This window comes from Sulfitobacter dubius (assembly GCF_027214245.1).
GTDB classification, from domain to species: Bacteria; Pseudomonadota; Alphaproteobacteria; order Rhodobacterales; family Rhodobacteraceae; genus Sulfitobacter; species Sulfitobacter dubius_A.
Genome location: NZ_JAPWHM010000002.1, coordinates 160,874 through 182,306, shown reverse-complemented (window position 1 = coordinate 182,306; position 21,433 = coordinate 160,874). Strand labels below are relative to the sequence as shown.

At 61.9% G+C, this 21,433-nt stretch carries 19 protein-coding genes; 4 read left to right on the top strand and 15 right to left on the bottom strand.

Translation table 11 applies throughout. The features are described 5' to 3' along the window. Nucleotides 1–3: 3 nt before the first annotated feature. A complete protein-coding gene (locus tag O4H31_RS04740; protein ID WP_269343345.1) occupies nucleotides 4–162 on the top strand; it encodes a peptidase M23 in 159 nt (52 codons plus the stop codon). A gap of 23 nt (nucleotides 163–185) precedes the next feature. Here the strand turns inward: O4H31_RS04740 and O4H31_RS04735 are convergent, their stop codons facing one another. Continuing rightward, nucleotides 186–764, bottom strand: a complete 579-nt coding sequence (locus O4H31_RS04735; RefSeq protein ID WP_269343344.1) for a DUF1190 domain-containing protein — start codon at nucleotides 762–764, stop codon at nucleotides 186–188. 39 nt (nucleotides 765–803) lie between these two features. Then, nucleotides 804–2,030 (bottom strand): glutathionylspermidine synthase family protein, encoded by a 1,227-nt coding sequence (locus O4H31_RS04730; protein ID WP_269343342.1) that lies wholly within the window; start codon nucleotides 2,028–2,030, stop codon nucleotides 804–806. Nucleotides 2,031–2,287: 257 nt separating this feature from the next. Between O4H31_RS04730 and O4H31_RS04725 the strand changes: the two genes are divergently transcribed. The 3 genes from O4H31_RS04725 to O4H31_RS04715 are packed head-to-tail and all read left to right on the top strand — an operon-like array spanning nucleotide 2,288 to nucleotide 5,963. Beyond that, nucleotides 2,288–2,794: a 2Fe-2S iron-sulfur cluster-binding protein gene (locus O4H31_RS04725; RefSeq protein WP_269343339.1), complete on the top strand. Its 507-nt coding sequence runs from the start codon at nucleotides 2,288–2,290 to the stop codon at nucleotides 2,792–2,794. After that, nucleotides 2,791–3,777, top strand: coding sequence for an FAD binding domain-containing protein (locus O4H31_RS04720; RefSeq protein ID WP_269343337.1), 987 nt, complete (start codon nucleotides 2,791–2,793; stop codon nucleotides 3,775–3,777). The genes O4H31_RS04725 and O4H31_RS04720 overlap by 4 nt, the downstream gene beginning before the upstream one ends. Then, nucleotides 3,774–5,963 carry a xanthine dehydrogenase family protein molybdopterin-binding subunit gene (locus O4H31_RS04715; protein ID WP_269343334.1) on the top strand — a complete coding sequence of 730 codons (2,190 nt, stop codon included), beginning with the start codon at nucleotides 3,774–3,776 and terminating at the stop codon, nucleotides 5,961–5,963. Before O4H31_RS04720 ends, O4H31_RS04715 begins: the two co-directional genes overlap by 4 nt. A 60-nt stretch (nucleotides 5,964–6,023) precedes the next feature. Here O4H31_RS04715 and xylB read toward each other — a convergent pair whose 3' ends face one another. From xylB to O4H31_RS04650, 13 genes are all read right to left on the bottom strand, one after another. Further along, nucleotides 6,024–7,469, bottom strand: coding sequence for a xylulokinase (gene xylB, locus O4H31_RS04710; RefSeq protein WP_269343333.1), 1,446 nt, complete (start codon nucleotides 7,467–7,469; stop codon nucleotides 6,024–6,026). Nucleotides 7,470–7,531: 62 nt separating this feature from the next. After that, a complete protein-coding gene (locus O4H31_RS04705; protein WP_269343332.1) occupies nucleotides 7,532–8,479 on the bottom strand; it encodes an ABC transporter substrate-binding protein in 948 nt (315 codons plus the stop codon). A 33-nt stretch (nucleotides 8,480–8,512) separates the two neighbouring features. Beyond that, entirely contained in the window at nucleotides 8,513–9,511 is a 999-nt protein-coding gene (locus O4H31_RS04700) for an ABC transporter permease (protein ID WP_067939118.1), read from the bottom strand. Nucleotides 9,512–9,522: 11 nt separating this feature from the next. Continuing rightward, a complete protein-coding gene (locus O4H31_RS04695; protein ID WP_269343330.1) occupies nucleotides 9,523–11,040 on the bottom strand; it encodes a sugar ABC transporter ATP-binding protein in 1,518 nt (505 codons plus the stop codon). Then, entirely contained in the window at nucleotides 11,037–12,173 is a 1,137-nt protein-coding gene (locus O4H31_RS04690; protein ID WP_269343327.1) for a Gfo/Idh/MocA family protein, read from the bottom strand. The genes O4H31_RS04695 and O4H31_RS04690 overlap by 4 nt, the downstream gene beginning before the upstream one ends. Next, nucleotides 12,173–13,228 carry a sugar phosphate isomerase/epimerase family protein gene (locus O4H31_RS04685; protein WP_269343325.1) on the bottom strand — a complete coding sequence of 352 codons (1,056 nt, stop codon included), beginning with the start codon at nucleotides 13,226–13,228 and terminating at the stop codon, nucleotides 12,173–12,175. The genes O4H31_RS04690 and O4H31_RS04685 overlap by 1 nt, the downstream gene beginning before the upstream one ends. A gap of 22 nt (nucleotides 13,229–13,250) precedes the next feature. Beyond that, nucleotides 13,251–14,546: a xylose isomerase gene (xylA, locus tag O4H31_RS04680; protein WP_269343323.1), complete on the bottom strand. Its 1,296-nt coding sequence runs from the start codon at nucleotides 14,544–14,546 to the stop codon at nucleotides 13,251–13,253. Further along, nucleotides 14,543–15,601 (bottom strand): LacI family DNA-binding transcriptional regulator, encoded by a 1,059-nt coding sequence (locus O4H31_RS04675; RefSeq protein ID WP_269343321.1) that lies wholly within the window; start codon nucleotides 15,599–15,601, stop codon nucleotides 14,543–14,545. Before O4H31_RS04675 ends, xylA begins: the two co-directional genes overlap by 4 nt. A 186-nt stretch (nucleotides 15,602–15,787) precedes the next feature. Continuing rightward, nucleotides 15,788–16,795 (bottom strand): ABC transporter ATP-binding protein, encoded by a 1,008-nt coding sequence (locus tag O4H31_RS04670; protein ID WP_269343319.1) that lies wholly within the window; start codon nucleotides 16,793–16,795, stop codon nucleotides 15,788–15,790. After that, entirely contained in the window at nucleotides 16,792–17,760 is a 969-nt protein-coding gene (locus tag O4H31_RS04665) for an oligopeptide/dipeptide ABC transporter ATP-binding protein (protein ID WP_269343318.1), read from the bottom strand. Before O4H31_RS04665 ends, O4H31_RS04670 begins: the two co-directional genes overlap by 4 nt. Continuing rightward, nucleotides 17,760–18,674: an ABC transporter permease subunit gene (locus O4H31_RS04660; RefSeq protein ID WP_093928646.1), complete on the bottom strand. Its 915-nt coding sequence runs from the start codon at nucleotides 18,672–18,674 to the stop codon at nucleotides 17,760–17,762. The genes O4H31_RS04665 and O4H31_RS04660 overlap by 1 nt, the downstream gene beginning before the upstream one ends. Before the next feature lies 1 nt (nucleotide 18,675). Next, the gene (oppB, locus tag O4H31_RS04655) at nucleotides 18,676–19,593 is read right to left on the bottom strand and encodes an oligopeptide ABC transporter permease OppB (RefSeq protein ID WP_067260875.1); all 918 of its coding nucleotides are present in this window, start codon (nucleotides 19,591–19,593) and stop codon (nucleotides 18,676–18,678) included. Nucleotides 19,594–19,689: 96 nt separating this feature from the next. Next, nucleotides 19,690–21,306, bottom strand: a complete 1,617-nt coding sequence (locus O4H31_RS04650) for a peptide ABC transporter substrate-binding protein (RefSeq protein ID WP_269343312.1) — start codon at nucleotides 21,304–21,306, stop codon at nucleotides 19,690–19,692. Nucleotides 21,307–21,433 lie beyond the last annotated feature (127 nt).

Below are 21,433 nucleotides of genomic sequence, written 5' to 3'. Positions count from 1 at the left end.
GAGATGAAGAGACTGACATTCGCCCTCACCACTTTCGCCGGCCCTGTGATGGCGCATGAAGGCGCGCATGTGCATCCCCATGGCCATGATCCCTTTTGGGCCGTGGCGGTGCTGGCGCTGGCGGTTGCGATCCTTGCGGCGGCGGTGATGCGCCGCAGGTAGGCGCGGGGCTGCCCTAGTGCCCGTCAGCCACCAAAACCGCGCGATCCACCCGAACGGCCAAAACCGCCACGCGATGCGGCAGTGGCGCGGGTCATCGGGGTTTTGCCGATGGTGGTGCTGGGCCGGGTGAATTGCGACGTGCCGAGCTTGGCGGCGCCGCGATTGGTTGAATAGGTGCTGGAGCGTGCCGCATTGGTAAAGCGCCCATCCGAGGTTTTGTAGAGCGGCTGTGCCGCCGCCATGCCCGCGCGGTTGCTCATCATATTGCCGATCAGGTAGCCCGCCAGCAGTGGCATGAAAATCCCGCCCGACCCGCCTTGGGTTGCCGTCTGTTCCGAGCCGCAGGCGTCTGCGCCATGCTGCTCTTCGCAGACCTCTAGGCTGTCATAGCGCGGTGCGGATTCCACATGGAGGGTCTGGGCCGCGTCAAAGGCGGTTTCGCATTGTTGCTGGGTGTACATCCCGCCGCTTGAGGCATCCGCCAGACAGCTTTGCAGGTCGGGAAAGGCAGCGGCGTCAACCTTTTCCTCCTCGCATCCGGCAAGGGTAAAGGCAGCGGCACCGACGATGGCGATGGAAACCCGTTTCGAGCGTTTGGTCATGATGGTCGTCTTTCTGCCAAGGGGCGGCGGGGCATAGCGTTACGCGAGAATATAGTGCGGTTTGAAGCGGGACAAATCCTGCGTGATGCGCGAGCGGTCCTCGCGGATACCGATGCCCGCGCAACTTTCGCCCACGATCCAAGACCCGATAACGGGGCGAAATCCGTCAAATTCGGGCAGGGGGGCATAGGCTTGAACGATGCGCGGATGTTCGGCGTAGTCTAAGTTTTTCGACTGTTCGATCACCTTGCCGGATTGATGGATCGAGACCGACGCCCCCTCCCGCGAGAGGATCGGCTTGCGCACATGCGCTGCTGCCAGATCCGCGGCGGCACGGTCAAAGGCCTCGGCGCAGGCGGGGGCGGCGGGGCCGCGCCCGGAGAGCGCCTCTGCCACATCCGCCTCAAAAAACGCGGGCAGCAGATTGGGGTGGCCTTCGAACATCCGCCACAGAACGGGCAAGAGGCCTTTGTTGGACAAAAGCGCTTTCCACGCAGGTTCAAGAAACAGGCAGCCCGAGCCTTCAATATGCGCCGCGTAGTCATCGCGCAGCAGGTCTTCCCAAGGGTAGAGTTTGAACAGCACCGCAATGCGGCGATCCTGATCGTCGAGGAACTGACCGTCCTCGCTGAGCGCGATTTTGTCGAGGTCGCAGTAATGTGCGCCAAGCCCCGCTTCGCGCGCGGCCCAGCCCATGGCTTCGACTGTGCCGTAATCTTCGGGGTTGTCCGCCACGGCGGTGAAATGCAGGTCACTGTCGGGCTCAAAAACCTCGGCAAATCGGGCGACCAATGACTCATGGATGCCGTTGAACTGATCCGTGCCTTCGGGCAAAACGCCCGCCTTCAACTGATCTTCTAGCCACTGCCATTGAAAGGCCGCGCTTTCGTAGAGCGAGGTTGGCGTGTCTGCGTTATACTCCAGCAGCTTGGCCGGGCGCGCGCCGTCATAGGCCAGATCGAAACGCCCGTAGATCTCAGGGTCGCCCCGCCGCCAGCTTTCGGCCACGAGGTCGCGATGCGCTTCTGGAATGGCAAGCTGCGCCATCAATTCTTCGCTGACGATGATTTCTGCCACGGCCTCGCGGCACATGGCGTGCAACTCGGTCGAAGGGTCTTCGATGTCGTTCTCGATCTGCTCGAGCGACAGCGCATAGGCCGAGGTTTCGTCCCAATAGGGCTCACCATGCATATCGGCAAAGGTAAAGCCAACCTCTTTGGCATGGGCGCGCCAATCGGGTCTTTCGGGCAATCTGGTCTTTTGCAACGGTTCGCTCCCCCCGGGTTTCGCCTCCGCTTCTAATCGGCTTTGGCCCAAGCGGCCAGAGGCGGGACGGTTTAACGCGGCTATCGGCAGAAGTCTCACTTGTAATCATCATTATGTAATCAAAAGCCGCGCGCACCGAGGCTTCCGCTTCCACCGTTCTCAACCGCTTGCCGCCCAACTTCGCCGCCCTACGTCCCGAAGCAGCCGATAGCTGGAGGGTTTTGCCCTCCGCCTCCATTTAGCCAAAGGAATTTGCCGTGGAAACGAAATTGACCATTAATGGCACCGAGCAGCGGCTGGATCTTGATCCCCGCACAACGCTTTTGGATGCGCTACGCCACCACCTTGGACTGACCGGCAGCAAAAAAGGCTGCGATCACGGGCAATGCGGCGCCTGCACGGTGATGGTGAACGGGCGTCGGATCAACGCCTGCCTGACGCTGGCCTGTATGCATGACGGTGATGAGGTCACGACGATCGAAGGCATCGGCCAGCCCGGCAACCTCAGCCCGCTGCAAGAGGCTTTTGTCAGCGAAGACGGGTTTCAGTGCGGCTATTGCACCCCCGGTCAGATCTGCTCAGCCACCGCGATGCTTGAGGAAATCGCAAACGGGTGGCCCAGCCATGTGACCGATGATCTGAGCGGCAAGGCCGACCTGACGGCCGAAGAAATCTCGGAACGGATGAGCGGCAACCTCTGCCGTTGCTCGGCCTATCCCAATATCGTCGAGGCGATCCGCAAAGCCGCGGGAGAAAACGCATGAGACCTTTTGACTATACCCGCGCCGAAAACACAGAAGCCGCAGCGCGCCAAGCGGCGGGCGGTGGCACTTTCATCGCCGGGGGCACCAACCTTTTGGACCTGATGAAGCTAGAGGTCATGACCCCCGAGGCGCTGATCGACATCAACCGTCTCGACCTTGCCGAAATCGAAGCGACCGACGAGGGCGGGCTGCGCATCGGGGCCTTGGTGACCAACAGCGATCTGGCCAATGACGCCCGCGTGCGCAGGGGCTGGCCAGTGTTGAGCCGCGCGTTGCTGGCCGGGGCCAGCGGGCAGCTGCGCAACAAGGCGACAACGGGCGGCAACCTGCTGCAACGCACGCGGTGTCTGTATTTCTACGACCGCGCCATGCCCTGCAACAAACGTGAGCCGGGCACGGGCTGTTCGGCGAAAGACGGGTTTAACCGCATCCTCGCCGTGCTGGGCACGTCGGAGCATTGCATCGCCACCCATCCCAGCGACATGGCCGTGGCCATGCGCGCCCTCGGGGCCGAGGTGGAAACGCTGAAAGAAGACGGGAGCACCCGCCGCCTGACGCTGGATGACCTCTATCTTCTGCCGGAAGATCGACCCGATCAAGAGACCGTTCTTGAAGCGGGCGAGTTGATCACCGCAGTGGTTTTGCCCGCGCCCGTGGAGGGCAAACAGACCTATCGCAAGGTGCGGGATCGGGCCTCTTATGCCTTCGCGCTGGTCTCTGTGGCCGGGATCGTCGAAGTGCAGGATGGGCGGATCACCCGCGCCGATCTGGCCTTTGGCGGGCTGGCACCAAAACCTTGGCGGAACGTTGAGGTTGAGGAACTGCTGACCGGTGAAGCGCCATCGGAAGACCTGTTCAACAAAGCCGCCGACCTGTTGCTGGCCGAGGCCAAAGGCTATGGCGCGAATGATTTCAAAATCCCCCTCGCCCGCCGCACGCTGGTGTCGGTGCTAAGCGAACTTACCTCGGAGGCCCAACAATGACCGAGCAATTCAAGATGGACGCGCCCGCCACCGCACGCAGGCTTGATGATATGGCACAGGGTCTTGTCGGCGCGCCGCTTGACCGCCCCGAGGGGCCGCTGAAAGTTACCGGCACGGCGACCTATGCCAACGAATGGCAGGTTGAGGGGATGGTGCATGGCGTGATGGTCCGCGCCCCGGGCAACAGTGGCCGCGTGGTTTTGGCCAACCGGGATGATGTGGCGAAAATGCCGGGCGTCTTGGCCGTGATCCAAGACGAACGCCTGCTGCGCAATCCCGCCCAGGGCACCGCGAACAAAGCCCCGATTCAGGGGCCGGATCACGCCGCCTATCTTGGGCAGTTGATCGCGGTCGTGGTTGCCGAAGGCTTTGAACAGGCCCGCCATGCGGCGCAGTCGCTGAAGGTGGAACTTGAAAACGGCGAGGTTATGCCGGTCGATCCCGCAACGGCGGCGGTTGAACCGCAAGAGGCGAAAACGCTGGATCAGGGCGATCTGGATGGAGCGATGCAGGAGGCCGCGTTTTCGGTGGATGTGACCTATACCACCCCGTCGCATTCCAGCTCCCCGATGGAGCCGCATGCCTCTATCGCGTCGTGGGATGGCGATGACCTGACCCTGCGCGGCAGCTATCAGATGCTGAAATACAACCGCAATGAGCTATCGGACGCACTTGGCATTCACCCCGACCGGCTGCGCATCCTGTCGCCTTACGTCGGCGGCGGCTTTGGCTCGAAACTCGGGATCGCGCCCGAGGCGGTCGCGGCGGCGATTGCGGCAAAAGAGGTGGGCCGCCCGGTGTCTGTCGCCCTCCAACGGCCGCAGGTCTATGAGGCGACGATGCGCAGGTCAGAGACCACGCAGCGTGTACGGCTTGCCGCTGATGCAGAGGGGAAGTTGACCGGTCTGGGCCATGACGCGCGCGTGTCCAACCTGCCCGGAGAGACCTTCGCCGAGCCGGTTTTGCAAGCCTCCCATTTCCTCTATGCCGGGGCGAACCGCAAGATGTCGATGGATCTGGCACGGGTGCACCGCCTCTGCGCAGGCTCTGTCCGCGCGCCGGGCGAAGCGGTGGGCGTCACCGTTTTCGAGGGCGCGATGGATGAGCTGGCCGACAAGATCGGCATGGACCCGGTCGAACTGCGCCGCCGCAACATCCCCGAAAAAGACCCCGAAAGCGGCAAAGACTTCTCTTCTCGTCGTTTCCGTGAGGCGCTTGATAGCGGGGCCGAGATCTTTGGCTGGGCCGACCGCCCCGGCATCAAGGAACGGCGTGAGGGCGAATGGCTGATCGGATACGGCATGGCCTCGGCGGCGCGGATCAACGTGCTGATGGAGAGCCAAGCCCGCGTGACGCTGATGCCCGATGGCCGCCTGCGGGTCGAGACCGATATGACCGATATCGGCACCGGCACCTATGCGATCTTGGGGCAAATCGCGGGCGATATGATGGGCCTGCCGCGCGATGCCGTGGATGTGGTCTTGGGCGATACCACCCTGCCGCCGGCCTCTGGCTCTGGCGGATCGTGGGGCGCGTCGTCAAGTGGCACCTCGGTCTATCTGGCCTGTGAGGCGATCCGCAAACAATTGGCCGAGCGGCTGGAGGTGGACGAAAATGACCTGACGCTGAAAGATGGCATGGCCACTTTCGACAATCAGACCCGGAGCCTGAGCGAGATCCTGAACGGCGATGAGATCGCAAAGCTTGGCCATGTGCTGCCCGGCGATACTTCCGAGGCGGTGCGGCAGGCGACATTCGGTGCCTATTTCGCCGAAGTCGCGGTGCATGCAGCCTCGGGCGAGACGCGGGTGCGGCGGATGCACGGCACTTTCGCCGCAGGGCGGATCCTGAATGCCAAGACGGCGCGCTCGCAATGTCTGGGCGGGATGACCTTTGGCATCGGCATCGCGCTGACCGAGGAGTTAGCCTTTGATCCGCGCGACGGGCATGTCGCCAATCACAACCTTGCGGAATACCACATTCCGGTGAACGCCGACGTGCCGCAGCTGACCGTCGATCTGTTGGAAGAGCGGGACGATTGGGCGAACCCGCTGCAGGCGAAAGGGATCGGTGAGTTGGGCATCTGCGGCGCGGCTGCGGCGATCACCAATGCGATCTACAACGCCACCGGAGTGCGGGTGCGCGACTATCCCGCCACATTGGACAAGGTGATTGCGGGGATGTGATCGGCGACGGGGCGGCCCCGGTGGTCGCCCCTTGCTCTGTCTATCATTATGATCTGGCGGTTAGCGCGTCTGGCGCCCCGTCCACGCCTGTCGGTAGGCCGCATAGCTTTGCGCATAGGCCCCTTCAAGCGCGGGGTTCGGGGCGATGCTTTTGCGGATCTTTGGGGGGTGTATCACCTCGGCCTGCCGCGCCTCCCCGCAGCCTAGCATAGCCAGCCGTGCCGCGCCGAGCGCCGCCCCCTGTGCACCGCTTTCCGGCACGTCGAGGGTCAGCCCGGTGATGTCGGAGATCATCTGCAACCAAGTCTCTGACTGGCTACCGCCGCCCGCCACGCAAACACGCTCTGGCAGGGAGCCACATTGTTCTAGTGCGCGACAGCAATCGGCAAAGGCAAAGCCGACCCCCTCCATCACTGCCTGCACCATGTCGGGCAACCCATGCCCCCGGCGCAGCCCGTGGAAGGCTCCGGTGGCGTCGGGCGCGTTATGCGGCGTGCGTTCGCCAGAAAGATAGGGCAGGAAAGTGATGGAAGAGGGTTCGGTCGCGTTCCTAACCATGCCTGCCAAGGCTGCGGGAGTTTGACCCGTGATCTGCCCCAGCCATGCCAAAGCATCCGTGGCAGATAAGATCACGCCCATCTGATGCCATGTCCCGGGCACGGCGTGGCAGAAACTATGCACCGCGCTTTCGGTGTTGCTGGCGAAACGGTCGGTCACGGTGAAAAGCACGCCCGAAGTGCCGAGTGACAAAAACCCCTCCCCCGGCTGCACCAGCCCCAGCCCGACGGCGGTGGCCGCGTTGTCTCCCGCGCCCCCCGCAACGGCAACGTTGCTGACGCCCCAGTCGGCGGCAAGTTCGGCACGAAGCCCGCCCGCCCGCGCGCTGCCTTCGACCAAGCGCGGCATGTGATCGCGGGTCAAGTCCGTCGCGGCGAGCAGTTCATCCGACCAATCGCGTTTGGCCACATCCAGCCAAAGCGTGCCCGCCGCGTCGGACATTTCCGAGACGTGTTCGCCCGTCAGCCAAAGGCCGACATAGTCCTTGGGCAACAGAACTTTGCGGACCTGTGCGAAAACCTCAGGCTCATGTTTCTGCACCCACCGCAACTTGGGCGCGGTGAAGCCCGCCATGACGATATTGCCACCGAGCCCGCGAAAATCGGCACGCTCCTCCAGTTCCGCGCATTCGACATGGGCGCGGCCATCGTTCCACAAGATTGCCGGGCGCAGGGGCCGGTCGTTCGCGTCAAGCAGCGTGGCCCCGTGCATCTGGCCCGACACGGCAATGCCGCGCAGCGCTGCAAAGTGCTCGGGGGCCGCCGCGCGGACCTGCGCAATCGCGGCCTCGCAGGCGGTGATCCATGATTGAGGGTCCTGCTCGCTCCACATCGGGTGCGGGCGCTGAACCTCCAACGGGGCATGACCCTCGGCCAAGACCCTTTGGCCTTCGTCGATCAAAAGCGCTTTGACGCCCGAGGTGCCTAGGTCCAAGCCGAGATAGGTCATGCGGTACTCATTACTTCACAAGGGGGATAATGCCACCGGCAGCCTGCCGGTGGCGGTGTTCATCAGAACGGGCTGTCAGGATAGTAGAAATCCATCGCGTTCTCCTGCGTCACCAGCACCGAGCCGATCACGAATGTGCCCGAGACCGGCGCGTTGGAGGTGAGGCCCACGGCGGTCAGTTCAATCGCGGTGGCGATCATCGACGGCGGATAGGTCACATTGGCCGGGATCATCGCGTCGCCATCGGCTGTGCGCTTGATCATCTCTTTCATCCCAGCCCCGCCGAGCACGAACTTCACATCGTCACGCCCTGCGGCCTCAATCGCGGCCAGAACGCCAATCGCCATATCATCATCCGAGGCCCATACCGCGTCGATATTGGGGTATTTCGACAGGAAATCCTGCATCACGGTAAAGCTGTCGTCGCGATTCCAGTTGCCATGCTCCATGTCGAGCACATTGATGCCGGAGCCTTCGATGGCTGTGTTGAAGCCCTCGACACGCTCGTTGTCGATGGTGGTGGGGATGCCGCGCAGCACGACGATATCGCCGCCCTCGGGCATTTGCTGGGCCATGAACTCACCCGAAACCTTGCCAAAGCCGCTGTTGTCACCCGCAACATAGAGGTCTTGGACCCCCTCGACCGAGAGACCACGGTCGACCACCGTCACCCATGCACCGCCTTCGGCCACAGCCTGCACCGGCGGGGTCAGCGGATCGGATTCGAACGGCAGCACCACCAGCGCGTCGATGTTGCGTGTGGCGACCATGTCTTCGATGTCGTTCACCTGTTTTCCGGGGTCCGACGCGGTGGCGAGCACGAAGTCGAGATCGGGATAGACCTCTTCCAAACGCTCGACGGTTTCCTTGGCGTGGAAGTTCATGCCCCCTGCCCAGCCGTGGGTCGCCGCCGGGATCGAGACGCCGATGACCTTGGTCTCTTGGGCAAAGGCGCCCGTACTGACAGCCGTGGCCAGCGCCGTGGCAATGAATGTTTTGGTAAATCTCATTTTTGCTCCTCCCATGAAGCGTTCAACTACGGCTTAAAGCGCCGTCTTCCTTTCGCGCTGTAGGATCACAGCGAGAATGATGATAATCCCTTGGATCGCGCCGTTGAGATAGGGCGACACGAAATCGGTGAGGTTCAGGATATTGCCGATCAGGCTGAGGATCAGCACGCCGATGACGGTGCCCCAGACCCGACCGAAACCACCCTTGAGCACAGTGCCGCCAATGATCACGGCGGCAATCGCCTCCAGCTCCCACAACACCCCGGTCGAGGCCGAAGCCGAGCCGAGGCGCGGCACATACATGATCGTGGCGATGCCCACCAAGATGCCCAGAGCGGCATAAGAGATCAGCCGCGTGCGGTTGACGTTCACATTGGAATAATGCGCGACATGTTCGTTCGACCCGGTGGCGGCGCAGTGGCGGCCATAGACAGTGCGCGACATGATGATTTCGCCGATAACGACCACCAGCGCAAAGACGATGATCGGCCAGCTGATGCCGAGGATGCCGTCGAAATACACGGGCCGGTAGAAACTGCGCAGCCCGAAATCGAGCGACAGGGTGCCACCATCGGCCAGCCAGGTCACCAGCGAGCGGTAGATGCCCATGGACCCGAGCGTAACGATGAAAGCCTCAATGCCAAGGGCGGTGATCAAAAAGCCGTTCAACAACCCCGCCAGCAGCCCCGCGACGATGGCCGTGAACATCCCCAACAAGATGATCGGCACGCCGACGCCGAGGCTTGGCAAGGCGGCGTTCATCACTAAGATCATCAGCCCCGCGATAAAGGCCGCCATCGACCCGACAGAGAGGTCAAGCCCCCCGGCGGTAATGACAAAGGTCATGCCCACCGCGATGATCCCGATGAAGGCCGAGCGGGCAAGGACGTTGGTGATATTCGCCGCACTCAGGAAGTTTGAGTTCATCAGCGCGCCAATGACCAAAAGGACGATCAGCGCGATGATCGGCCCGAGAACGGACATCGACGGCATCCGGAAGCTTTTGGTGTGAGGTGTGGTTACATCTGTCATCTTCGGTTTCCTTAGGCCGTCATCGGCATTTGTTCGGCGCGCAGCCCCATGGAGAGGCGGACAATCGCGTCTTCCGTGATCTCACCTGCGTTCAGCGTGCCGCTGACCTCGCCCACGCGCATGACCATCACACGGTCGGCAAGACCGATGAGTTCGGGCATCTCGGAGGTGATCACGATAATGGCGTGGCCCTGATCGGCCAGTTTGCGCAGGAAGGCATAGATTTGCTGCTTGGTGCCGATGTCGATGCCGCGGGTGGGTTCATCGACGATCAGGATGCGCGGCTCGGAGAGCATGATCTTGGCCAGCAGCAGTTTCTGTTGGTTGCCGCCAGACATATTGCCCACACGCACGTCACGGCTGCCTGCGCGAATGTCGAATTCGCCAATGGCCTCCGTTAGGGCGTTTTCCTCTGCGTTGCGGTCGATCAGGAAGCCGCCGAATTTATGCAGGTTCTGCAGGGTCAGGTTCTCGCGCATGCCGCGTTCCAGCAGCAGGCCGCGCAGTTTGCGGTCTTCGGTGAGGTAGCACAGACCGGCCTGTTGCGCATCGCTCGGCTTCTTGAACTGCACCGGCTCCCCAAAGAGTGTGACACGCTCGGCGCTTGCCGGGCGAAGCGCGGCCAAACCCTCCATCACCTCGGTCCGGCCAGAGCCGATCAGCCCGCCGAGCCCGAGGATCTCGCCCTGTCGTAGCGAAAAGGACACATTGCTGGCAAAGCCCGGCACGCTGAGGTTTTCGACCGACAGCACCTCTGGCGCGCCCGGCGCCACGCCGGGCTTCGCCGGATAGAGGTCCGACACATCCCGGCCCACCATGGCGGTGGCCATTTCGTCTTCGCTGATGTCCGAGCTTGGCCCCGAATGCACCACTGCCCCGTCTCGCATGATGGTGACATGGTCCGAGATCTCGGCCACTTCATCGAGTTTATGCGAGGTGAACAGTACCGCCGTGCCCGCCGCGCGCAGGGCCGCGACCTGTTTGAACAGCACATCGGTTTCGCGTTTGGTCAGTACCGCCGTCGGCTCATCCATGATCAACACCCGCGCATCGCGCGACAGGGCCTTGGCGATCTCGACCATCTGTTTGTCGGAGTTCGACAGGCTCGACACCAGCGCATCCGGAGAAACGTTGCAGGCCACCCGATCAAGATAGTCGCGCGTGCGCCGCCGCATCTCAGCTTTGTCGAGCAGTGGCCCGCGTTTCAATTCGCGGCCCAGAAAGATGTTCTGCTCAACGGTCAGCTGTTCGGCCAGATTGAACTCTTGGTGGATCATCACGATCCCTGCCATCTCGCCCTCGTGCAGACTGTTGAAACGGGCGGTCGCACCGTCAAGGTCGACAGCGCCTTTGGAGGGCAGTTGATAGCCCGCCATGATCTTCATCGTGGTGGATTTGCCCGCCCCGTTCTCACCGATCAGCGCATGAACGGTCCCCGGCTCCAGCGCGAGGGTCACGCCGTGCAGCACTTCGATCGAGCCGAAGCTCTTGCTCACGTCGCGCAGGGCAAGAACGGGGGTGGCGCTCATAGCTTGGTCCACGCCGCATCATTGGCCGAGGAGGTGACGCAGGCGTTGATGAAGCGCATTCCGTCCATCCCCGCCGCGATGCCCGGGAGCACGCCCATGGCGCTTTCGCGGCGGGCACCGCTCTGCACCGCGCGGATCGCATCGGCGGCTTCATTGTAGATCGTGGCGAACCCTTCGAGGTAGCCTTCGGGGTGGCCGCCGGGAATGCGGCTCACGGATTGCGAGGCTTCCGACGCCCCTGCCCCGTTGCGGGTAATCAGACGCTTCGGCTCTCCTAATGGCGTGAACCAGAGATAGTTCGGGTCCTCCTGCGACCACTCCAGACCGCCTTTTTCCCCATAGATACGCAGCCTCAGCGTGTTCTCATTGCCCGGGGCCACTTGGCTTGACCAAAGCATGCCGCGCGCGCCGCCAGCAAAACGCAGCATCATATGCGCGTTGTCATCCAGTTTGCGCCCCTTGCCCCAGCTTTGCAGATCGGCGGCGATGCTTTCGACCTGCAAGCCGCTGACGAAACAGGCAAGGTTATGCGCATGGGTGCCGATGTCACCCACCGAGCCGCCCGCGCCGGAGCGTGCGGGATCGGTCCGCCATTCGGCCTGTTTGACGCCTTCGTTCTCCATCGGCGCGGTTAGCCAATCCTGCGGGTATTCCGCTTGAACGATCCGGATCTCGCCCAGATCACCCGCCGCCACCATGGCCCGCGCTTGGCGGATCATCGGATAGCCAGTGTAATTGTGGGTGAGGATGAAAAGCGCCTCGGCTTCCGCGACGCTGGCCGCCAACGCCTCCGCATCCTCAAGCGTGGAGGTCAGGGGCTTATCACAGATCACATGGATGCCCTTGGCCAAGAAAGCCTTCGCGGCAGCGGCATGAACGTGGTTGGGCGTGACGATTGAGACCGCCTCGATCCCGTCGTCGCGGGCGGCTTCGGCCTCAGCCATCTCTTCGAAACTGCCGTAGGAGCGCGGGATGCCCAAAGCCTCCGCACTGGCGGCGGATTTCTCGGGGGTCGAAGACAGCGCGCCTGCGACCAGTTCAAAACGGTCATCGATGCGCGAAGCGATGCGGTGCACCCCGCCGATAAAGGCGTCATTGCCGCCGCCCACCATGCCAAGTCGAATACGTGCCATCAGTCGATCCCCAGCATCTTGCGGTTTGCCGCCTCATCGGTGCCGCCATCGGCGAAATCGTCAAAGGCTTTGTCGGTCACGCGGATGATGTGATCAGAGACGAATTGCGCCCCCTCGCGCGCGCCGTCTTCGGGGTGTTTCAGGCAGCATTCCCATTCCACCACGGCCCAACCATCGAAATCATTCGCCGCCATTTTGGAAAAGACCGCGCCGAAATCAACCTGTCCGTCGCCCAGCGACCGGAACCGCCCGGCGCGGTCTGTCCAGCTTTGATAGCCCGAGTAGACCCCCTGACGCCCTGTCGGATTGAACTCAGCATCTTTGACGTGGAACATCTTGATCCGGTCTTTGTAGATGTCGATGTTATCAATATAATCAAGGCATTGCAGCACATAGTGGCTGGGATCATAAAGCATGTTGGCCCGCGCGTGATTGCCCGTGCGTTCCAAGAACATCTCATAGGTGATGCCGTCATGCAGGTCTTCGCCGGGGTGGATTTCATAGCAGACATCGACACCGCAGTCTTCGGCGTGGTTCAGGATCGGCAGCCAACGCGCGGCCAACTCGTCAAAGGCCGTTTCGATCAACCCCGCAGGGCGCTGTGGCCATGGGTAGACATAGGGCCAAGCGAGCGCGCCCGAGAAGGTCGCATGGGCACCGATCCCCATGTTTTTCGACGCCGAAAGGGCCATTTTGACCTGCTCAACCGCCCATTCCTGCCGCGCCTTCGGATTGCCGCGCACTTCTTCGACGGCGAAGCCATCGAATGCGGTGTCATAGGCCGGGTGCACCGCGACCAACTGGCCCTGAAGGTGGGTCGAAAGCTCAGTGACCTCTACGCCGTTCTCGACCGCCTTGCCCTTGAACTCATCGCAGTAATCCTTGCTCGACGCCGCTTTGGCCAAGTCGATCAGCCGCGCGTCCCAACTGGGCACCTGCACGCCCTTGTAGCCACAGTCGGCGGCCCATTTAGTGATGCTGTCCCAAGAGTTGAAGGGCGCTTCGTCGCCTGCAAACTGCGCCAGAAACAGCGCTGGTCCCTTGATCGTCTTCATGGTGGTCCTCCCTTTCCCCGGCTCAAACGAACCGGTTCACGATATTCTCTAGAATTTCCTGCCGGCCCGAACGGGGCTGCGGATTGATGCCGTCTTTGGCGACCTGCGCCGCGATGCTGGCCAGATCCCCGTCCAGCATCGCCTTGGCGTTGGGGCTCTCCCACCCCACGTAGCGTTCATCGCGCATGGCCTCGAGCGTGCCATCCTCCAACATCGCGGCAGCGGCTTTGAAGCCCCGCGCGCAGACATCCATCGCGCCTGCATGGGCCGCGACCAGATCGATCGGGTCAAGCGATTGCCGCCGCAGCTTGGCGTCGAAATTGGTGCCGCCGGTGGTGAAACCGCCCGCCTTCAGCACTTCGTAATAAGCCAGCGCGACCTCGGGGACGTTGTTGGGGAACTGGTCGGTGTCCCAGCCCGACTGGTAGTCATTGCGGTTCATGTCGATGGAGCCGAAAATGCCCAGAGAGGACGCCAGCGCCAGTTCATGTTCGAACGAATGGCCCGCAAGGATCGCGTGGCCCTGTTCGATGTTCATCTGAACCTCGCCCTCCAGCCCGAACTCCTTAAGGAAACCATAGACAGTCGCGACATCGAAATCATACTGATGCTTGGTCGGCTCTTGCGGCTTCGGTTCCACCAGAATGGCACCTGTGAAGCCGATCTTGTGTTTGTACTCCACCGCCATCTGCAAGAACCGCCCGGCCTGCTGGCGTTCGCGTTTCAGGTCGGTGTTCAGCAGGGTTTCATAGCCCTCGCGGCCGCCCCAAAGCACATAGTTCTGGCCGTCCAGCTTGTGGGTCGCATCCATACAGGCTTTGACCGTCGCCGCGGACCAGGCAAAGACCTCCGGGTCGGGGTTGGTAGCCGCGCCCGACATAAAGCGGCGGTGACCAAAGAGGTTCGCGGTGCCCCAAAGCAACTTGGTCTTGGAGCTTTCCATCTTGGTGCTAAGGTAGTCGATGATCTCTTCGAAATTACGCAGGCTCTCAGCGAATGTATCGCCTTCGGGGCGGATGTCGGCATCGTGCCAGCAGAAAAAAGGCGCGTTCAAAAGGTCGAACATCTCAAACGCCACATCGGCCTTGAGGCGTGCCATGTCCATCGTCTCGCCAAACCACGGGCGGTCGAATGTCTGGCCGCCGAAAGGATCGCCGCCGGGCCACGCAAAGGAATGCCAATAGGCCACGGCAAAGCGCAGGTGGTCTTCCATCCGCTTGCCAATGACCACTTCGTCAGGATTGTAGTGGCGAAAGGCCAGATCAGACCCTTCTGGATCATAGGACAGGGGCTTAATATCTTTAAAGAAATCACTCATGAATCTTGGGCCTTCATCTGATCGGTCAAAGAGTCGGCGGGCAGATTGTCCCGCACATAAATCGTCGGCACGAGTTCCGGCATCGGCGGCAGGTCTTTCGCGTCTATCAGGGCGCGCAGCACGGTGAACGCGCGGTTGATTTCCACGTCAGGCCGCTGGTCAATGACCAGATCAATCTGCCGCGCCATCAGCGCTTGGCGGGAATGGGCGACAAGCTCATGCACCACGCAAAAGGGGCGTTTTCCCTGCCCGCCGCGAAGGGCGGCGATCAGGCCGCTGTTGCCCGCGCCAACGTTGTAAAGCGCCGTCATACCTTGCTGGGTCAGCACTTCTTGCGTCTGCGCCTGAAGCACCTGCGCATCGTCCTTGGTCATGATCGGATCAAGCACCGTAATCTGCGGGAAATCGGTGCTGAGCACTTCGCGAAATCCGGCAAGGCGCTCCGCGTGGTCACGCGCGTCGAGCGAGCCTGCAAAGGTCTGCACTTTCCCACCCTGCCCGCCATGGGCAAGGCCCACCATCCGCCCGGCAGTGCGCCCGGCGGCGATGTTGTCGATGCCGATATAGGCCGCGCGGGCGGCACGGGGCAGGTCGGAGACAAGGCCCACGACGGCCACCCCTTTGGCACGCAATTCGGCCAAGGGTGCCTCAAGCGCAGCGCTTTGCAGCCCGACGATGGCGACACCGTCAAAATCACGCTCAAGCAGGGCCGAGATACTGTCTTGCAGCCCTTCCACCGCGAAAGCTGCGACCTCGATCACCTCGGCGGTCACCCGCTCGCTGACGTGATGGGCGGCCGCGTGGTCGATGTGCTGGCGGATACGGTTGAAGAAAGCGTTGGAGCCGCGGGGGATCAAAAACGCGAGCCGGTAGATGCGACCGCGCGACAGGTTGGCCGCCGCGACATTGCGTACATAGCCAAGAGAAGTGACCGCCTCACGCACCTTGGCGATGGACTTTTCGGCCACATTGCCGCGGTTGTTGATCACCCGGTCCGCGGTGGCATAGCTCACCCCGGCAGCGCGTGCGACATCGCTCAGCGTTGGACTTGTCATGATCCCTCCCCCATCGCGCCAACCCTCCCAAGCGGCGCGTCTTGACCCTATCTATGAGGATATTTTGATATACGTCAATCATTTTTGATAGACGTATATCATTTTTGCAGAATGCAAAGCCGCTGCGGGGTTCTACGGCGGCAGGTAAAGCGTTATTATAAAGGGATTTAAACCGACAGCAGGGCGTCAGCGCCCTACGGCCACTTGATTTTCCTGCATCGGGCCGGGGTGAATGCAGGCCACCTGATGCGCGCCCTGCCCCGGCTCTGGCACCACTTCAGCGCAATCGGCTTGCGCGCGCGGACAGCGGCCCCGGAAAACACAGCCCGAGGGCGGGTTCATCGGAGAGGGCATATCGCCCGTCATCGGCACGATCTGCTTGGCGCGTTCGGCCACGGGATCGGGGATCGGCACTGCCGAAAGCAACGCCTGCGTATAGGGGTGCTGCGGGTTGTCGTAGAGCTGCGCCTTGGGAGCCTTTTCCATGATGCGACCGAGATAAAGCACCATGACCTCGTCCGAGATGTTTTTCACCACGCTGAGGTCATGGGCGATAAAGATCATCGCCAGCCCCAGATCGCGTTGCAGTTCCTTCAGCAGCTCAATCACCTGCGCTTGGATCGACACATCGAGCGCCGAGACCGGCTCATCGCAGATCAGCAACTTCGGCTCTACGATCAGGGCACGGGCGATGCCGATACGCTGACACTGGCCGCCCGAGAACTCATGCGGGTAGCGGTTGATCATCTGCGGCAGCAGACCCACGCGCTCCATCATCTGCGCCACGCGGGCGCGGCGTTCCTTGGCAGAGATCTCGGGCCGGTGCGTGCGCAGCGGTTCTGCGATGATCTGGCCCAGCGTCATGCGGGGATTGAGCGAGGCCAGAGGGTCTTGAAACACCATCTGGATCTCAGAACGGTAGGGTTTCATCTGCCGGGGGGAGAGCGACAGCAGATCCGTCTCTCCGCGCCAGTTCACCTGCCCCGTCGCCGGGACCATCTGGATCAAACCCCGCGCGAGGGTGGATTTACCACAGCCGGATTCGCCGACCACGCCGAGCGTCTTGCCGGGCTCCAGATCAAAGCTCACCCCGTTGACCGCATGCAGATAGCGCGGTTTCGTCCAAGGCATGTCGCCAGCGCGGGTGATGGGGAAACGAACGTGCAGATCGCGAACAGACAGAAGTGGGCTCATGCGGTGACCTCCGCAATCGAACGGTGGCAGGCACGGGCGCGGCCTTCGGCAAATGGCGCAAGGGGCGGCATCACGCGGCAATCCTCGCCGGCGTAGGTGCAGCGCGGGCGGAACGGGCAGCCTTCGGGCGGGGCGGCCATGTTGGGCGGGTTGCCGGGGATCGCCTTCATGGCGGCGTCTTCGTCATCGACCCGCGGCACGGCTGCCAAAAGGCCACGGGTGTAGGGATGCGTCGGCTCGGCAAAGAGCGGCTCGGTCGGGCCTTGCTCCATCACGCGACCACCGTACATCACCAGCACCCGCTCGCAGAATCCAGCAACGACGCCAAGGTCATGGGTGATGAGGATCGTGGCCATGCCGAAATCCTTTTGCAGATCACCCAGCAGGTCCATGATCTGCGCCTGCACCGTCACATCAAGCGCGGTGGTCGGCTCATCCGCGATCAGCAGGTCGGGTTTGCACAGCAGCGACATGGCGATCATTACCCGCTGGCGCATCCCGCCGGAAAACTCATGGGGGAAGAGGCGGATGCGTTCCTTCGCAGCCGGGATTTTTACCGCGTCGAGCATCCGTACCGATTCAGCCAATGCTGCGCGTTTGGACATGCCGTGGTGCAGGGTCAGCACCTCGGTCATCTGGTCTGCGATACGCATGTAAGGATTGAGCGAAGTCATCGGATCTTGAAAGATCATCGCAATCCGCTCAGCCCGGATCTTGTTCAAAACTTTCGGCTTCGCGCCTAAAATCTCCTGCCCGTCAAAGCGCACCGACCCGCCCGTGCGCCCATTCGGCGCGAGCAGCCCCATGATCGAGAAGGCGGTCTGGCTCTTGCCCGAGCCGCTTTCGCCGACAATGCCGAGGGTCTCGCCTCGGTTGATCGAGAGCGACAGGTCGTTGACCGCGTGAACGGGGCCGTCGTCGCCCTCGAAAGTGACTTTGAGCTTGTCGATTTCCAGCAGAGACATCAGCGATCCTTGGGGTCGAGCGCATCACGAAGCCCGTCGCCAATAAAGAACAGGCCGAACAGCGTGAGACAGAAGAACAGCAGCGGGAACCCCAACTGCCAAGTGGTGCCATAGGCGATGGTCCCCGCCCCTTCAGAGATCAGCGCCCCGAGGGAGGTCAGCGGTTCCTGAATGCCAAGCCCGAGAAAAGAGATGAAGCTTTCCGTCAGGATCATCAACGGGACCAGCAGCGTGGCGTAAACCGCGATCACGCCCAAGAGGTTGGGCACGATATGGCGCAGGATGATGACCGGGGCCGAAACGCCGGTGGCGCGGGCCGCCTCGACGAACTCACGGCCCTTGATGGTCAGGGTCTGGCCGCGCACGATGCGGGCCATCTCCATCCATGAGATCAGGCCGACACCGGCGAACAGGATGGTGATCGAACGGCCATACATGACCAAGAGCAGGATCAGCACGAACATATAAGGCACGGCCATGAAGATATCGACAAGCCGCATCATGATGCTGTCGGTGCGCCCGCCGAAATAGCCCGCGACCGCACCGTAAAGCGTGCCCACGACGCAGGCGATCAGCGCGCCGACGAGGCCCACGGCGAGGCTGATCTGGGTGCCCTGCACGGTGCGCGCAAAGAGGTCGCGGCCCAGATCGTCGGTGCCGAAGTAATGGCCGCTCTCAAACGAAGGGCCGCCCAGTTCGACGATCTGGCCCATGACGTTGTAGTCGAGCTCCTCGTTCGACCATTGCGCAAGGCTGTTGCCGAAGAGCGCGAAGGCCACGACGAAGCCGAGGATCACCAGCCCCATCAGCGCCGCCTTGTTGCGGAAAAACCGCCGCCGCGCGTCAGCCCAGGGGGAGCGGCCCTTGCCTGCAAGTTCGCTGGCTTCGACCCGTTGTTCGGATGTCATCACCATGTCAGTACCGGATCTTGGGGTCGATCCATCCGTAAAGGATATCGACCACGAGGTTGAAGAAGATGGTCAGCGCGCCGACGAGGATCGTCACCCCCATCATCACCGCGTAATCGCGGTTGAGCGCCGAATCGACGAAGGCCTTGCCGATGCCGCCGGTGGAGAAATAGATGTCGACCACCACAGAGCCGGTGATCATCGCCACGAAGGCGGGCCCGAGGTAGGAGATCACCGGCAGCATCGCCGGTTTCAGCGCGTGGCGCAGGATCACCCGGCGTTCGGGCAGGCCCTTGGCGCGGGCGGTGCGGATGTGGTTCGAGGTCAGCACCTCGAGCATCGAGGAGCGGGTGATCCGCGCGATCGAGGCCATGAAGGAGGTCGAGAGCGCGATCACCGGCATGATCCAGTACTCCGGCCCCTGCCAGCCGCCGCCCGGCAGCCAACCCAGCCAGAGCGTGAAGACCAGCACGAGGATCGGCGCCATGACGAAGTTCGGCAGCACCTGCGCCCCGATGGAGACGCCGACGGCGGCATAGTCCAGCGCCGAGTTGTGCCGTACGGCAGCAGCGACGCCGAGGCTGACGCCGACGATGACCGCCACGGCGAAGGACAAAAGGCCGTAGGTCAGCGTGATCGGGAAACCTTGGGCGATGATCTCGTTCACCGAACGGTCCTTGTAGACGAAGCTCGGCCCGAAATCGAATTCGGTGACTATGCCCCAGACGTAGGAGGTGATCTGCTTCCAGAGCGGGTCGTCCAGCCCGTATTTCGCATTGAGGTTGGCCAGCACCTGCGGCGGCAACTCGCGTTCCGAGGTGAAGGGGCCACCGGGCGCGGAATGCATCAGCAGGAAAGAGATGACGATCAAGACCAGAAGCGTCGGAATAGCGATGGCAAGGCGCTTAAGGATGTAACTGAGCAAGAGGCGCGCGCTCCGAATACGGGGGGGGGTTGTGGGGGGTAGAATGGAATCGGGCAGCCCGTGCCTTAACCGCCGGGCTGCCCGAATGTCGAGAGGTTACTCCGCGGTACGATAGAGGTCTTTGCCGTACCACGTGTTGTTTACGTTGTTCTCGGGCAGACCTTCGATGTCTTCCGCGATCATGTCGACGTTGGCGTAGTGGTAGATCGGGATGATCGGCATTTCCTCGGCCAAGATACGCTCCGCGTCTTTGTAAAGCGGCTGCGGGTCTTCGGCGGTTTTGCTGTCCTTCATGAGCTTGTCATAGGCGTCATTGTAGAACTCGCCGTTGTTGTGACCCGAGTAGGAGGTCAGCAGATCAAGGTAAGTCGAGGCCTCGTTGTAGTCCCCGCACCAAGCATAACGCGCCATGTCGTAGTCCTGGTTCTGCATCCGGTCGGTGTGAACCTTCCACTCATAGTTGTCGAGCGTGAGGTTCACGCCGATCTGCTTGAGCATCTGCGAGGCCGCGATGGCGATCTTTTTGTGATCTTCCGATGTGTTGTACTGCAGCGTCAGGTCCAGCGGGTTGTCGGGGCCATAGCCCGCCTCGGCCAAAAGTTCCTTGGCCTTTTCCACGCGCTGCGCCTGATCCAAATTGTCGGCCCAGTCAAGCTCGGGACGCTCGAAATCAGCGATCGCCCAGTGGGTCCAGTTATACGAGGGCTTCTGACCGCCTTGCAGGATCCGCTCGACAATGATGTCGCGGTCGATGGCGTAGGCCAAGGCTTTGCGCACATTGACGTTTTTCAGCGCCTCCGGCCCCTTCTCGCCCACGTTCAGCATGTAGATATACGAGCAGTTGTAGGGGGTTGAGACCGCCTGTTCGGGGTACTCTTTCTTCAGACGCGGGTACTGTCCGGCGGGGATATCTACGCGGTCCAGCTCACCGGCCAGATAGCGGGTCAGCGCTTGGTTCACGTCATTGATCGTCAGCGCGGTGATCGTTTCCATCACGACGTTGTCGGCGTCCCAATAGGTGTCGTTCTTCTCCATCACGACACGTTCGCCCAACTGATGCTCGACCAGTTTATAAGCGCCGTTGCCGACGAGCGTGCCTGCATCGGTCCAATCGTCGCCATGCTCTTCGACCACGCTTTGCAGCACGGGGAAGGTCGACCCATGCACCAGCATCTGCGGGAAATAGGGCAGCGGCGTGGTGATCTTGACCTCAAGCGTGTGGTCGTCGACGGCTTGGATGCCCAATTCCTCGGGCGACTTGTCCCCGGCGATGATCTCAGGCGCGTTTTCGACCTGCATCAACTCCATATACCAGGCGTATTCCGACGCGGTCGCAGGGTCAGCCAGACGACGCCAAGAATAGACGAAATCGTTTGCTGTGACCGGCTCACCGTTCGACCACTTGGCGTCTTTGCGCAGGTTGAACGTATAGGTTTTGCCGTCTTCGGAGACCTCATGATCCAGCGCCACACCGGGCACCAGTTCGCCATTGCCGTCTTCGTTATAAAGCCCCTCGAAAAGGTTGCGCAGAACGTCCGAACCTTCGACATCGGTGTTGATCTGCGGGTCCATCGACTTGATCGCGTCGAGCAGCCAGAAGGTATAGCTTTGATCTTCGGCAAGGTTCACACCCTCGGGGACATCGGCGGCTTGGGCCTGAAACGCAAGGCCGAGCGCCAATGCGGAGGATGCAAGTGTGGTGCGTAGCTTCATGGTGACTCTCCGTTGTTTGAAAGTTCGTGCTCTGATTGAAAAGTAATCAATCGAAAACGAAGAGCACATGCAAGACGTTGCCTCGCGTCAGCCAAACACGGCGGCTTCGCGCCGAGGCGGCGCGAGG

Bases quoted from the DNA above. Each gene is read 5' to 3' on its own strand.
- O4H31_RS04660 (WP_093928646.1), bottom strand. From the start codon at position 18,674: ATGGTGATGACATCCGAACAACGGGTCGAAGCCAGCGAACTTGCAGGC.
- O4H31_RS04705 (WP_269343332.1), bottom strand. From the start codon at position 8,479: ATGAGATTTACCAAAACATTCATTGCCACGGCGCTGGCCACGGCTGTC.
- O4H31_RS04665 (WP_269343318.1), bottom strand. From the start codon at position 17,760: ATGTCTCTGCTGGAAATCGACAAGCTCAAAGTCACTTTCGAGGGCGAC.
- O4H31_RS04740 (WP_269343345.1), top strand. From the start codon at position 4: ATGAAGAGACTGACATTCGCCCTCACCACTTTCGCCGGCCCTGTGATG.
- xylA (WP_269343323.1), bottom strand. From the start codon at position 14,546: ATGAGTGATTTCTTTAAAGATATTAAGCCCCTGTCCTATGATCCAGAA.
- O4H31_RS04695 (WP_269343330.1), bottom strand. From the start codon at position 11,040: ATGAGCGCCACCCCCGTTCTTGCCCTGCGCGACGTGAGCAAGAGCTTC.
- O4H31_RS04700 (WP_067939118.1), bottom strand. From the start codon at position 9,511: ATGACAGATGTAACCACACCTCACACCAAAAGCTTCCGGATGCCGTCG.
- O4H31_RS04720 (WP_269343337.1), top strand. From the start codon at position 2,791: ATGAGACCTTTTGACTATACCCGCGCCGAAAACACAGAAGCCGCAGCG.
- O4H31_RS04650 (WP_269343312.1), bottom strand. From the start codon at position 21,306: ATGAAGCTACGCACCACACTTGCATCCTCCGCATTGGCGCTCGGCCTT.
- xylB (WP_269343333.1), bottom strand. From the start codon at position 7,469: ATGACCTATCTCGGCTTGGACCTAGGCACCTCGGGCGTCAAAGCGCTT.
- O4H31_RS04690 (WP_269343327.1), bottom strand. From the start codon at position 12,173: ATGGCACGTATTCGACTTGGCATGGTGGGCGGCGGCAATGACGCCTTT.
- O4H31_RS04670 (WP_269343319.1), bottom strand. From the start codon at position 16,795: ATGAGCCCACTTCTGTCTGTTCGCGATCTGCACGTTCGTTTCCCCATC.
- O4H31_RS04685 (WP_269343325.1), bottom strand. From the start codon at position 13,228: ATGAAGACGATCAAGGGACCAGCGCTGTTTCTGGCGCAGTTTGCAGGC.
- O4H31_RS04715 (WP_269343334.1), top strand. From the start codon at position 3,774: ATGACCGAGCAATTCAAGATGGACGCGCCCGCCACCGCACGCAGGCTT.
- O4H31_RS04675 (WP_269343321.1), bottom strand. From the start codon at position 15,601: ATGACAAGTCCAACGCTGAGCGATGTCGCACGCGCTGCCGGGGTGAGC.
- O4H31_RS04735 (WP_269343344.1), bottom strand. From the start codon at position 764: ATGACCAAACGCTCGAAACGGGTTTCCATCGCCATCGTCGGTGCCGCT.